Origin of the sequence: Pseudomonas kitaguniensis, assembly GCF_009296165.1 — a bacterium.
GTDB classification, from domain to species: Bacteria; Pseudomonadota; Gammaproteobacteria; order Pseudomonadales; family Pseudomonadaceae; genus Aquipseudomonas; species Aquipseudomonas kitaguniensis.
Map to the genome: position 1 here is coordinate 23496 of NZ_VUAZ01000075.1, position 13422 is coordinate 36917.

Genomic DNA, 13422 nt, shown 5'->3' on the forward strand with positions numbered 1-13422 from the left:
ATGAGCGCCGGGCGATTACATTAAACCTAGCGTGTCGATATGTCTTGGCTTTGTCTGCGCTGTAGCCGGTACTTTTTTATACCGGCGCAGCAGGGAGGGCAAGCGGCGAGCAGTTTTTTGCAGAAAAACGCAAGCAGGATCAGGCCAGGTTCAGGTGCAGGTTGTCGATCAGGCGCGTCGCGCCCAAGTACGCCGCCACCAGAATCACCACATCACGGTCTTCAGGCGTCGCCGAGCGCAGGTGCACGCCGTGGCGCACTTCGAGGTAGTCCATGCGCAACCCGGCGGCTTCGATCAGTTGGACCTGCTCGGCTCGCAGCGTGGCGAAATCGTGATCACCGGCCTTGATGGCGGCGGCCATCTGGCTGAGGCTTCGGTACAGCACGGGGGCAATGGCGCGCTGCTCTTCGCTGAGGTAACCGTTACGCGATGACAGCGCCAGGCCATCGGCGGCACGCACGGTCGGCTCGCCGATGATCTGGATCGGCAGGTTCAGGTCATGCACCATGGCGCGGATCACCGCCAGTTGCTGGTAGTCCTTCTGGCCAAACACGGCCATGTCCGGCTGGACCATATTGAACAGCTTGTTGACGACCGTGGCCACGCCTTCGAAGTGCCCGGGGCGGCTGGCACCGCACAGGCCTTCGGACAGTTGCGGCACGCTGACGCGGGTTTGGCCGTTCATGCCACCGGGGTACATTTCGTCGACGGTTGGCGCGAACAACAGATTGCAGCCGGCTTGCAGGAGCTTTTCCTGGTCGGCGGCGAGCGTGCGCGGGTACTTATCCAAATCTTCGCCGGCGCCGAACTGCAGCGGGTTGACGAAAATACTCGCCACCACGAACTCCGATTGCTGCGCCGCCTTGCTCACAAGGGTGGCGTGGCCGCTGTGCAGATTGCCCATGGTAGGCACAAAGCCGATGCGCTTGCCGGCACTGCGTGCGTGGGCGACGGCCGCTCGCAGTTCTCGTACGGTTTTAACGGTGTTCATGCAGAAAATCCGTGTTCGGCGCCAGGGAAGGTAACGGCTTTGACTTCACTGACGTAGGCGCTCAGCGCGGCGTGGATGCTGTCTTGGCCAGCCATGAAGTTCTTCACGAACTTCGGCGCACGGCCGGTCAGTGTCAGGCCGAGCATGTCGTGCACCACCAGCACTTGGCCGTCGGTGGCGGAACCCGCGCCAATCCCGATCACCGGTACTTTGACCGCTTGCGTGATCTCTGCCGCCAGCTCGCTCGGCACGCATTCCAGCAAAATCATCGCGGCACCGGCTTGCTCCAGGGCAATCGCGTCCGCTCGCATCTGGCGCGCCTGGGCTTCGTTGCGGCCTTGAACCTTGTAGCCGCCGAGGATGTTCACCGACTGCGGTGTCAGCCCCATGTGTGCGCATACCGGCACACCGCGCTCAGCCAGCAGGCGGATCGACTCGGCGAGCCAGGCAGCGCCTTCGACCTTGATCATGTGCGCCCCGGCTTGCATCAGTTTGCCGGCGTTCTGGAACGTCTGTTCGACGGTGGCATACCCCATGAACGGCAGGTCGGCGATGATAAAAGCACCGTCGTTACCGCGTTTGACGCTGGCGGTGTGGTAGGCGAGCTCATCGGTGGTGACGGGCAAGGTGCTGTCATTGCCTTGAAGAACCATGCCCAGTGAGTCACCTACCAGCAACACTTCGACGCCGGCCTGGCAACTGGCGTGGGCAAAGGTGGCGTCGTAGCAGGTCAGCATGGTGATTTTTTCACCTTTGAGCTTGAGGCTCTGCAAGGTGGTCAGGGTAACGTCTGGCATGAAAAGGGTCCTCGTTCAGGCGCTTGGAAACAGCGAGTAACGCGCGTGAGTCTTCGTTTATACAGGCGCACTGTCTTGAGAGCAGTGCTTATAAGGCCTGGATTGCGCCCTTCAGCGCCGGGTTGGCGGCGGCGGGACGCCTATAGTCGTGATGAGGGCTTGGGAAGTCAATTGGATGTGTTACCGCATTGTTACGATGGCGGTGTTACCGCTGTTACTGATGCGATTCAGCAGGATGCAGACCCAATGGGGGAGTGGGCTTGCTCGCGATGGCGGTGTGTCAGTAGAAAATACGTATCTGAAACACCGCCACCGCGAGCAAGCCCGCTCTCACAGAGGATCGAGTCAAGCAGTGCGCAGGCGTTCCAGGCCGACAAACGGGCAGGCCGTCAGCAGCTCTTTGAGCGTTTGGCCGTCAGGCAGTTGCAGGTCGGCGGGGGCCAGTTCAGCCAGCGGGTACAGCACAAACGCCCGCAGGTGCATCTGGTAATGCGGCACTGTGAGGCGCGGTTCGTTGATCAGGCGGTCGCCAAACAACAGAATGTCCAAATCCAGCGTGCGTGGCCCCCAGCGCTCCAGGCGCTCGCGTCCCTGGTCATTCTCGATGGCTTGCAGCGCATCCAGCAGTTCCAATGGCGCAAGGCGGCTGTCCACAGCGGCAACCGCGTTGGTATAGCGCGGCTGGCCGGGGAGCAGGGAGTCACTTTGATAGAACGCCGACACGCCGGCGAGGCGCGTGCCAGGCAACAACGCCAGCGCGTCGATGGCGCTGCGTAATTGCTGGTCCGGGGCAGCCAGGTTGCTGCCCATGCCGATGTAGATACGCTCCACGTTTATTCGCCCGCAGCGCCCGACGCATCGGCAGCGCTGCGTTTGCGCCTGGTGGAGCTGCGACGACGCTTCTTCGGCCCTTCGCTGGCGCCATCGCCTTTGCTGCCGAGGTCACGAATCATGTCGCGGCGCTGGCTGTCATTCGCGTCTTGATAGTCGGTCCACCATTCACCGAGGCCATCCGTCTGCTCGCCGGCGTTTTCGCGCAGCAGCAGAAAGTCATAGCCGGCACGGAAGCGCGGGTTGTCCAGCAGCAGATCGGCGCGTTTGCCGCTGCGGCGGGGCAGGCGTTCCTGCATGTCCCAGATCTCGCGGATCGGCATGGTGAAGCGTTTTGGAATAGCGATGCGTTGGCACTGCTCGGCGATCAGCTCGTGAGCGGCTTCCTGCATGGCAGGAATGGGCGGCATGCCGCGGTCTTGCAGGCGCAGTACGCGCTTGGGCAAGGCCGGCCACAACAGGGCGGCAAACAGGAACGCCGGGGTGACCGGTTTGTTCTGTTTGATGCGCAGGTCTGTGCTGATCAACGCTTCGCTGATCAGGGTATGGGTGTATGTCGGGTTGTATTCCAATGCCTCGGCGCTGGCCGGGAACAATGGATCGAACAACTGCAGGTCGACGAGCATTTCAAACGTGTCGGCGGCATAGCCCGAGAGGAACAACTTCAGCACTTCTTCGAACAGGCGCGCCGAAGGAATTTCACGCAGCATCGGTGCCAGCTCGCGAATCGGTGCGGCGGTGTGTTTCTCGATGCCGAAATTCAACTTGGCGGCAAAACGCACGGCTCGCAGCATGCGCACCGGGTCTTCCTGGTAGCGCTGCGTGGGGTCGCCGATCAAGCGGATCAGGTTGTTGCGAATGTCGTGTACGCCATTCGCGTAATCAAGGATGCGCTCGCTGACAGGGTCGTAATACAGGGCGTTGATGGTGAAGTCGCGGCGTTGCGCGTCTTCTTCCAGGCTGCCGTAAACGTTGTCGCGCAGGATGCGGCCGCTCTCGTTGCGAGAGGACTGGTTGGTGTCTTCCTCTTCATCGTTTTGCGGGTGCCCTGCGCGAAAGGTCGCGACCTCGATGATTTCGCGGCCAAAGTGAATGTGCACGAGTTTGAAGCGGCGGCCGATGATTCGCGCATTGCGGAACTCGGCACGCACTTGCTCGGGCGTGGCACTGGTGGCGACGTCAAAATCCTTGGGCGTGATATTGAGCAGCATGTCGCGCACGCAACCACCCACCAGATAAGCCTGGTAGCCGGCGTTCTGCAAACGTTCGACGATGTTCACCGCGTAGCGGCTGAATTGAGCACGCTGCAATGAATGCTGATTGCTGTTAAGCACTTCAGGCGTGCTGCGAATGTGTTGCGTACGACGCAAGGGAGAACGGAATGACTGGAACAACTTCTTCAGCATGGGATGCACTGTTTGAAGGAATGTTCGGCCATAACGAAGAATGACCGCATGATGGGCCGGGATTCTAGCATTTAGTCAGGGGATGGTGTAGGAACAAGCTGCAAGGCGTGCGCTGGAAGCTTAAAGAAGTGCGCAGATTGGGCAAACGCCAGAAACTACAAGGGGAGCCGAAGCTCCCCCAGAAGTAGTTGCGTGCTCTATTTTTATTATGGGTTGCGGGCTTCTTGTTTTTATTGATCGCCCTCGCCATGAAGCTTCACCTTCATGGCACTCCCAATCGGGAGCCAAGAGCAAACGGATTGCTTTGGTCGCTGTGTTGCTGATCTACGATCCAACCAGTTCAGGCTCTGCCTTAGGGCAGTTTTTGTTGTTCTCGGCCTGGTTGCGGGGCAAGCCCCAATTGCAACGCCTCTCCAAAAGAATCAGTTAGCTGCGCCTCCGCCGTGTTGTTTTTGTTATGCGTGAGTCGATTCGTCTTATTTTTATTGTCTTGTACAAAGCTTGTTATTGTTCTTGTACCAAGCATATAGCAGGGTGCGTGCCAACTTTTGTAGCGCCCAGTGAAACCGGGGGTTTGCTGGGTTTTCGGGTTTTTGAAGGGCGAAAAAAAGCCGGGGCTTCGTTACCGTAAGCCCCGGCTTTTGTTACGCGAAAAAGCTGCGGTAACAGTTTTTTCACATCTGAAGGTGTTACCTGTGGGGGCGCACCCTCACGTCTCGCTGGCCACCCCGGTCTTGCGCCTTGGAATGCCCAGGCGCTGGCGGCGTTCCCACAAGCACTTGCGGCTTACGCCAAGCTTGCGCGCCAGTTCGGTCTCGGTCATGTGGTCCTGATGCTCAAGGACGAAATGCTGGAAGTAATCTTCCAGTGACAAATCTTCCGTCGGTTCATGGCTGGTATTGCTACCGCCGCCCTGTTGCGGGGCCAGGCCGATAAAGTCGTCATCCTCCAAATCACTGAGTTCGATGTCGATGCCCAGCAGCTCGGCGGAAATTTCCGGGCTCTCTGACAAAATCACCGCGCGTTCGACCGCGTTCTCCAGCTCGCGCACGTTGCCCGGCCACGCGTAGTGCCGAATAGCCTGCTCGGCGTCTGCAGCAAACGTGAGGTCGGTACGGTTGATGCGCGCGCTCTGGCGCAGCAGGAATGCGTGGGCAATCTCGTTGACGTCGGCGCCGCGCTCGCGCAGCGGCGGCAGCTTCAGCGCGATGACGTGCAAGCGGTAGTACAAGTCTTCACGGAACTGGCCGATCTTGGCCAGGCTTTTCAAGTCGCGGTGGGTGGCCGCGATCAGCCGCACATCGACTTTCTGCGACTGCACCGAACCTACGCGGCGAATCTCGCCTTCCTGCAACACACGCAGCAAGCGCGCCTGAGCTTCCAGCGGCAGCTCGCCGATTTCGTCGAGGAACAAGGTGCCGCCGTCGGCCGCTTCGACCAAGCCTGCACGCCCGGCGCTGGCACCGGTAAACGCGCCTTTCTCGTGGCCGAACAGCTCGGACTCGATCAATGATTCAGGGATCGCTGCGCAGTTTACCGAAATCATCGGCGCCTTGGCGCGCCTGGACAGGTTGTGCAGGGCGCGGGCGACCAGCTCTTTACCGGTGCCCGACTCGCCCTGAATCAATACATTGGAGTCGGTAGGCGCGACTTTGCGGATCTTGCTGTACAGGTCCTGCATCGGTGGGCAGGAGCCAATAATGCCGATTTCGCCATTACTGTTATCCACGCCTGGCTTGTCTGCACCGTTGGCCGCTTTACCCGCAGGCCGCTGCTCGGCGGTTGCCCCGCCGGCAGACTGGCGGTCGCGCAGAATGCGCGCCACGGCCTGGAGCATTTCGTCGTGGTCGAAAGGCTTGGCGATGTAGTCGACCGCGCCCATCTTCATCGAGTCGACTGCCGAACGCAGGCTGGCGTAGCTGGTCATGATCAGCACCGGCGTGCCCTGCCCAAGCTTGATCAGCTCAGTGCCCGGTGCGCCCGGCAGGCGCAGGTCGCTGACAATCAGGTCGAACGTGGGGATGCTGAATCGCTCTTGGGCTTCCTGCACCGAGCCGGCTTCGCTGACCTGGTACTGATTACGTTCAAGCAGGCGACGCAAGGCAGAGCGGATAATGGTTTCGTCTTCGACGATCAAAATGTGCGGCATTGATTCAACTCTCTCGACGGTCTCAGTTCACAGCGGACGTCGCTTCGACATGACGCGGCAAAGTCACCCGAATACGGGTGCCGCGTTGGCTTTCGGTGTCAGCCGGGCTGTCGATGGTGATTTGTCCATAATGCTCTTCAACGATGGAATAGACCAGTGCAAGGCCCAGACCTGTCCCTTCGCCCGGGTCCTTGGTGGTGAAGAACGGTTCGAACAACCGGTCCATGATGTTTTGTGGAATTCCGCTGCCCTCATCTTCAACGATCAGGTCGACCGTGTGCTCGAAAGCCTCGGTCTTGACCCTTACCGCGCCACCGGCCGGCGTGGCGTCGCGCGAGTTGGACAGCAGGTTGATCAGCACTTGGGCAAGGCGTTGTGAATCGCCGTCGACCCAGTGGTCCGGGTCGCACAGGTTAAAGAACTGTACCTCGAAATTGCGCCGGTTCAAGGCCAGCAGCCCAATCGCATCCTGCGCCACTTCGGCCAGGCACACCGCTTCAGCCTGATTCTGGTGGGCGCCGGCATGTGCAAAGCTCATCAGCGACTGCACGATGCGTGAAACACGCTTGGTCTGCTCAAGGATTTGCCCGCTGATTTCGATGATTTCGCCGTCTTCTTCGCGCTCTTCCCGAAGGTTCTGCGCCAGGCAGGCGATACCGGTAATCGGGTTGCCGATCTCATGCGCCACACCCGCTGCCAGGCGGCCAATGCTGGCCAGGCGCTCGGAGTGCACCAGCTTGTCTTCGAGCATTTGCGTGTCGGTCAGGTCTTCCACCAGCAACACCAGGCCGCTGTTACCGGGCGCCAGCGGCTCATCGATCGCCGCCTTGTGCAGGTTGAGCCAGCGGGTCTGGCCGTCCAGCGCCAGGTGCTGTTTGTGCAAGTGCTCATCGGGCAGGTTGATAAAGCCTTGCAGCAGTTCTTTCCACGGGTCGCCCAAAGTATTCAGGCGCGAACCCACCACCCGCTGCGCGGCGATGCCGGTGAGTTCTTCCATGGCCTTGTTCCACATCAAAATCTCTTGGTCCTTGGCCAGGGAACACACGCCCATCGGCAGTTCCTGCAGGGTCTGCCGATGGTAGCGGCGCAACGCATCGAGTTCGGCGGCGAGGCCCGTCAGGCGTGAGTGGTAATCCTCCAGCCGGCTCTCGATAAAATGGATGTCTTCGGTGACGTAGTTTTCGCCGCCAGCCTTGTAAGGCAAGAAGGTTTCCACCATGTCTTGCGACACGCTTGGCCCCATCAGGCCGGACAGGTTGGCTTCGATACGGTCGCGCAGGCGGCGCAGCGCGTAAGGGCGGCGCTCGTCAAACGGCAGGTAGAGGTCGCGCAGCGCTTGTTCGACCTCCTTTTGCGCGGCTTTCGCACCCAGCGGTTTGGCCAGTTGCGTGGCAAATTCCTGCGGTGAAGCGGCATGCAGCTCGCGGCGTTGCGGGCGCCGCACGTTGTCCACCGCGCAGGCTTCGGCGGCGCTGGTTTCTTCGGGGCTGGCGTTGGTGAACAGCGAGATCAAGGTGAACATCAGTACGTTGGCAGCCAGCGACGCAATCGCCGCCATGTGCCAACTGGTGTCGTCCAGCACGTAGATCATGTTCAGTAACGGAATGTAGAAACCCTGCAGGTTGCCGACCAGCGGCAGCAGCATGGTCACAACCCACACCAGGATGCCAGCCAGCAGCCCGGCGATAAAACCGCGCCGGTTGGCGGTCGGCCAGTACAGCACCGACAACACGCCCGGCAGGAACTGCAAGGTGGCGACAAAGGCAACGATGCCGAGGTTGGCCAGGTCTTGCCCGGCCCCCAGCAGCAGGTAAAAACCGTAACCGGCCATGATGATGGCGACGATCAGCGCGCGGCGCGTCCATTTCAGCCAGCGGTAAATGTTGCCCTCTGCGGGCGGCTGATACAGCGGCAATACCAGGTGGTTAAGCGCCATGCCCGAGAGCGCCAGCGTGGTGACAATGATCAACCCGCTGGCGGCCGACAAACCGCCGACATACGCCAGCAACGCCAGGGATTTGCTGTTGGCGGCAATGCCCACGCCGAGCGTGAAATATTCGGGGTTGGTGGTCGCGCCCAGCTTGAGACCTGCCCACAGAATCAGCGGCACCGCCAGGCTCATCAGCAGCAGAAACAGCGGCAGGCCCCAGCTTGCACTCACTAATGAGCGCGGGTTGAGGTTCTCGGTGAACGTCATGTGGTACATGTGCGGCATCACAATCGCCGAGGCGAAGAACACCAGCAGCAGCGTGCGCCACGGGCCTTCCTGTAACGGCGTGTGCAAGGCGGCGAGGGCGGTCTGGTTTTGCAATAGCCACAGTTCAAGCTGTTGCGGGCCATCGAACACGCCGTACAGCGCATACAGGCCGACGCCGCCGATGGCGATCAGCTTGATCACCGACTCGAAGGCAATCGCAAACACCAGGCCTTCGTGTTTCTCGCGCGTAGCGATATGGCGTGAACCGAAGAAAATCGTGAACAGGGTGATCAGCGCGCAAAAGGCCAGGGCGACGCGGTGCTGCACCGGCTCGCGGGTCAGGATGCTGATGGAGTCGGCCACCGCCTGAATCTGCAGGGCCAGCAGCGGTAAAACGCCGAGCAACATGAAAATCGTGGTCAGCGCGCCGGCCCAGGTGCTGCGAAAGCGAAAGGCGAACAGGTCCGCAAGGGACGATAATTGATACGTGCGGGTGATCTTAAGAATCGGGTACAGCAACACCGGCGCCAGCAGGAACGCGCCGGACACCCCGAGGTAGCTGGACAAAAAGCCGTAACCGTACTGATACGCCAGGCCCACCGTGCCATAAAACGCCCAGGCACTGGCATACACGCCAAGTGACAATGTGTAGGTCAACGGATGGCGAATGATCGCCCGCGGAATCATTCCGCGCTCACTGATCCAGGCCACGCCGAACAGTGCAGCCAGGTAGGCGGCGCTGATCAGCAGCATCTGGGTGAGGCTAAAGCTCATCGGCATCTTTTTGGCTCTGCAGGATGAAGGTCACGACGATCAGGATCAGCCACAGCAGATACGGGCGATACCAGGCGCCCGTGGCGTCGATCCACCAATCCATGATGGCGGGAGAAAACAGGTAAATTCCGACGACCAGCAGCAGGACCAATCGATAGATGTACATGTTGGCCTCTGATTAAAAAACTGCGGCGATGGTAACGGATGGCTGGGAAGCTGCAAGCGCGTTTAGCTCAATTGCGCCTCGGCCAGCGTCAGTGTGCGCGGGATCAGCAAAGCATCCCAGTGCCGGATGCCCCAATCCAGCAGTTCGCGTGGGCTGGCATGCAGCAGTTCATCGCCGGGTTGCTGGCCGAGGGCGCGCAATGCTCTCACTAGCAAAGGCGTGGCGTGGTCCGGTGTCAACGGCGGGGAACGGTAGGATTTGCCCAACTTGTTGCCGTCCGGCTGGATGATCAGTGGCACGTGCAAATAGCGCGGTTGGCGCAGGCCCAGCAACTCTTGCAGGTAAAGCTGGCGTGGCGTGGAGTCGAGCAAGTCGGCGCCGCGCACGATATCGGTCACACCTTGCCAGGCATCGTCGAGCACTACCGCCAGTTGGTAGGCATAGAAGCCGTCGCGGCGACGGATGACAAAATCGCCCACATCGCGGCCCAGATGCTGTCGGAATTCGCCCTGTACGCGGTCGGTAAAGTGGTAATCCAGCTCGGGCACGCGCAAGCGGATAGCCGCATCATGCTGAGCGTGCCCGGCATTACGGCACAGCCCAGGGTAAATGCCGTTGTAAGGTTCGAGCTGTTTGCGCGAACAGGTGCAGGCGTACGCCAGGCCGTGGTTGAACAGGCTGTTGAGTACGTCGGCGTAGGCCTCATGCCGCTCGCTTTGCAGCACCCGTTCACCGTCCCATTCAAAGCCGTAGCTTTCCAGCGCGTGCAGGATCGCCGCCTGGGCGCCGGGTGCTTCGCGGGGCGGGTCGAGGTCTTCCATGCGCATCAGCCAGCGGCCATGGTTGGCGCGGGCGTCGAGGTAGGAGGCGAGGGCGGCGACCAGTGAGCCGAAGTGCAAGTGGCCGCTGGGCGTGGGCGCGAAACGCCCGATATAGGAAGAGGCTGTCATGGGGCCGGATACTACTGGAAAATCGCTAAACGCCAGAAACAAAAATGGGGCGTTTGCACGCCCCATTCGTTCAGCTCGACAGGATTACTTGCCGACCTGTTTTTCCTTGATTTCAGCCAAGGTCTTGCAGTCTACGCACAGGTCCGCGGTAGGGCGGGCTTCCAGGCGACGAATACCAATTTCGACGCCGCAGGATTCGCACCAGCCATATTCTTCGTCTTCGATCAGTTGCAGCGTTTTGTCGATTTTCTTGATCAGCTTGCGCTCGCGATCACGCGCACGCAGTTCGAGGGCGAATTCCTCTTCCTGGCTGGCACGGTCTGCCGGGTCCGGAAAGTTGGCGGCTTCGTCCTTCATGTGATCAACCGTGCGGTCGACTTCTTGCATCAAGTCCTGCTTCCACTTGTGCAGGATCTTGGTGAAGTGCTGGCGCATGGGTTTACCCATGTACTCCTCACCCTTCGTTTCGACGTAAGGTGTGAAGCCGCTGAGGCTCTGCTGCTGTTGCTTTGCTTGGGTGGACATGAATAGACCGCCTCTCACTCTTCTAATCCATTGCGCAGGATTGCAACGTCACCGACACCTGCCGGCCCTGCGGCTGCAAGCGGGCGAACTTACCAGATAGATTCAGGGTGCGCCACTCCCGGTTGTCGACGGCCACAGCAAACAGGTTGCAAACAAAGACAGCCCGCCACGGCTGGTTATGTAGCGTCTCGAATGTTGATTTTAGTCGTTTTGCACGCACTTGCCCGAGCCATATACCTGGCCGAGCAGGCAATAGAGCATGTTTTACCGCGAGGGTTCGGTAGAATCCGAATTTTGTCCTCACCGTTAAGGAAGGCTAATGGCTCAGCCCTACAGTGCGCGCAGTCGCGCTATCGAACCTTTTCATGTCATGGCGTTACTGGCGCGCGCCAATGAACTGCAAGCGGCCGGCCATGATGTGATCCACCTGGAAATCGGCGAGCCGGATTTCACCACGGCCGAGCCGATCATTCAGGCCGGTCAGGCGGCATTGGCTAACGGCAAGACCCGCTACACCGCCGCGCGCGGTTTGCCGGAGCTGCGCCAGGCGATCAGCGGGTTTTATCAGCAGCGCTATGGCCTGAACGTAGACCCTGAGCGCATCCTGATCACGCCCGGCGGCTCCGGCGCATTGTTGCTGGCCACGAGTTTGTTGGTCGACCCCGGCAAACACTGGCTGTTGGCGGACCCAGGCTACCCGTGTAACCGACATTTTTTGCGATTGGTGGAAGGCGCGGCGCAATTGGTGCCGGTAGGCCCTGAGGTGCGCTACCAATTGACCGCCGAGCTGGTTGCCAAGCATTGGGACCAGCACAGCGTGGGCGCGCTGGTTGCGTCGCCTGCCAACCCGACCGGCACCCTGCTCACGCGTGACGAATTGGCGGGCTTGTCGAGTGCAATCAAGGCGCGAAACGGCCACTTGGTGGTGGATGAGATCTATCACGGCCTCACCTACGGCACCGACGCCAGCAGCGTGCTGGAAGTCGACGACGATGCTTTCGTCTTAAATAGTTTTTCGAAGTATTTCGGTATGACCGGTTGGCGCCTCGGCTGGCTGGTGGCGCCGCCCGCCGCTGTGGGGGAATTGGAAAAGCTCGCGCAAAACCTCTACATCAGTGCGCCGAGCATGGCCCAGCACGCGGCACTGGCCTGTTTCACCACGCAAACCCTGAGCATTCTGGAGGCACGCCGCGCCGAGTTCGGCCGTCGTCGCGATTTCCTGCTACCGGCCTTGCGCGAATTGGGCTTCGGCATTGCGGTAGAGCCCGAGGGCGCGTTCTACTTGTATGCGAATATCAGCGCGTTCGGCGGCGATGCCTTCGCGTTCTGCCGTCATTTTCTCGAAACCGAGCACGTGGCCTTTACGCCGGGGCTGGATTTCGGCCGCCATCAGGCCGGTCACCATGTGCGGTTTGCCTACACGCAAAACCTTGATCGACTACAGGAGGCGGTGGACCGAATCGCCCGTGGCTTACGGAGCTGGCAAGGCTGATGCGCTTTCATCCTCCCCTCGAAGAAGCACGGCTGATTCGCCGCTACAAACGCTTCCTCACCGATATCGAAACCGTGACCGGCGAGTTATTGACGATTCACTGCCCCAACACCGGTTCGATGCTCAACTGCATGATGGAAGGCGGCCAGGTCTGGTTCAGCCGTTCCGATGATCCCAAGCGCAAGCTGCCGGGCACTTGGGAAATTGCCGAAACGCCGCAAGGCCGGCTGGCGTGCGTTAACACGGCGCGTGCCAATCAACTGGTTGAGGAAGCATTGCGCGCCGGGGTGATCACCGAGCTCAACGGCTTTACCGCCTTGAAGCGCGAAGTGCCCTACGGCCAGGAAAACAGCCGCATCGACTTTCGCCTGGATTACCCGCAGGGCGCGGCGTATGTCGAAGTTAAAAGCGTAACGCTGGGTTTCGATGGCACGGCAGTCGCGGCGTTCCCCGACGCCGTGACCCAGCGCGGCGCCAAGCATTTGCGCGAACTGGCGCACTTGGCGCGCGACGGTGTGCGGGCGGTGCAGTTGTATTGCGTGTGTCTGTCGGGGATCGAGGCGGTGCGCCCGGCGGTGGAAATAGACGCCGGTTACGCCGCTGCGTTGCGCGAGGCCAAGGCGCCGGCGTGGAGGTGTTGGCTTACGGTGTGCGGGTTACGCCTGAAGAAATGTACGTCGAGCGTCGCCTGGATGTGCTGATCGGCGACTAGAGTTCAACCCACAAGCCGTGTTCGTCTTCGCGGCCGGGCAGGGCGGTGAGGCTTTTGCCCGCGCAAGGGCCGGCAATGCATTCGCCGCTCTCGATTAGGAACAACGCGCCGTGGGTAGCGCACTGGATCAGGCTGGCGCTGGTGTCGAGGAAGTGGTCGGGTTGCCATTCCAGCGGGATGCCGCGATGCGGGCAGCGGTTGATATAGAAGTAGGCAACGCCTTCCCTGCGAACGGCCAGCAGCTTGCAGCCGTCGATCTCGAATCCGCGGCTGGTGTTCGGCGCGAGGGCGTCTGCGGGGCAGAGAAACTTCATATCAATCCTTAAGTGCCTTGACGTTCAAATGCAAACAATTATCAAATGCAGGCTTCGCTCGTTAGCTGATCGGGCGCTCAGTACGATGCCAGTCAGGTGTTATCTGTCACATCGACGA

Annotated in this window: 11 protein-coding genes and 1 pseudogene; 2 read left to right on the forward strand and 10 right to left on the reverse strand. The window is 60.4% G+C overall.

Going from position 1 to position 13422, the window contains the following annotated elements:
- Positions 1-139 precede the first annotated feature (139 nt).
- The 9 genes from panC to dksA form a co-directional block, all read right to left on the reverse strand.
- Entirely contained in the window at positions 140-991 is an 852-nt protein-coding gene (gene panC / locus F0169_RS13795; protein ID WP_152746832.1) for a pantoate--beta-alanine ligase, read from the reverse strand.
- The gene (gene panB, locus F0169_RS13800) at positions 988-1788 is read right to left on the reverse strand and encodes a 3-methyl-2-oxobutanoate hydroxymethyltransferase (protein WP_058412536.1); all 801 of its coding nucleotides are present in this window, start codon (positions 1786-1788) and stop codon (positions 988-990) included. The genes panC and panB overlap by 4 nt, the downstream gene beginning before the upstream one ends.
- A gap of 345 nt (positions 1789-2133) precedes the next feature.
- Positions 2134-2619, reverse strand: coding sequence for a 2-amino-4-hydroxy-6-hydroxymethyldihydropteridine diphosphokinase (gene folK / locus F0169_RS13805; protein ID WP_172979437.1), 486 nt, complete (start codon positions 2617-2619; stop codon positions 2134-2136).
- 2 nt (positions 2620-2621) lie between these two features.
- On the reverse strand, positions 2622-4025 hold the full coding sequence (locus tag F0169_RS13810; RefSeq protein ID WP_152746833.1) for a polynucleotide adenylyltransferase PcnB: 1404 nt from the start codon (positions 4023-4025) through the stop codon (positions 2622-2624).
- Positions 4026-4734: 709 nt separating this feature from the next.
- On the reverse strand, positions 4735-6174 hold the full coding sequence (locus tag F0169_RS13820) for a sigma-54-dependent transcriptional regulator (protein ID WP_058412533.1): 1440 nt from the start codon (positions 6172-6174) through the stop codon (positions 4735-4737).
- 22 nt (positions 6175-6196) lie between these two features.
- The gene (locus tag F0169_RS13825) at positions 6197-9151 is read right to left on the reverse strand and encodes a sensor histidine kinase (RefSeq protein WP_172979438.1); all 2955 of its coding nucleotides are present in this window, start codon (positions 9149-9151) and stop codon (positions 6197-6199) included.
- Positions 9135-9311 (reverse strand): hypothetical protein, encoded by a 177-nt coding sequence (locus F0169_RS13830; RefSeq protein ID WP_003176118.1) that lies wholly within the window; start codon positions 9309-9311, stop codon positions 9135-9137. The genes F0169_RS13825 and F0169_RS13830 overlap by 17 nt, the downstream gene beginning before the upstream one ends.
- Before the next feature lie 62 nt (positions 9312-9373).
- Positions 9374-10261, reverse strand: a complete 888-nt coding sequence (gene gluQRS, locus F0169_RS13835; RefSeq protein ID WP_152746835.1) for a tRNA glutamyl-Q(34) synthetase GluQRS — start codon at positions 10259-10261, stop codon at positions 9374-9376.
- Positions 10262-10345: 84 nt separating this feature from the next.
- The gene (gene dksA / locus F0169_RS13840) at positions 10346-10786 is read right to left on the reverse strand and encodes an RNA polymerase-binding protein DksA (protein WP_058412530.1); all 441 of its coding nucleotides are present in this window, start codon (positions 10784-10786) and stop codon (positions 10346-10348) included.
- Positions 10787-11105: 319 nt separating this feature from the next.
- On the opposite strand from dksA, the gene F0169_RS13845 reads away from it, so the two are divergent.
- Positions 11106-12278: a pyridoxal phosphate-dependent aminotransferase gene (locus tag F0169_RS13845; protein WP_152746836.1), complete on the forward strand. Its 1173-nt coding sequence runs from the start codon at positions 11106-11108 to the stop codon at positions 12276-12278.
- A pseudogene (sfsA, locus tag F0169_RS13850) lies at positions 12278-12990 on the forward strand (DNA/RNA nuclease SfsA). The gene F0169_RS13845 and the pseudogene sfsA overlap by 1 nt, the downstream one beginning before the upstream one ends.
- On the opposite strand, the gene F0169_RS13855 reads toward sfsA, so the two are convergent.
- A complete protein-coding gene (locus tag F0169_RS13855) occupies positions 12987-13304 on the reverse strand; it encodes a Rieske (2Fe-2S) protein (protein WP_152746837.1) in 318 nt (105 codons plus the stop codon). The pseudogene sfsA and the gene F0169_RS13855 overlap by 4 nt on opposite strands.
- Between the last annotated feature and the right edge of the window lie 118 nt (positions 13305-13422).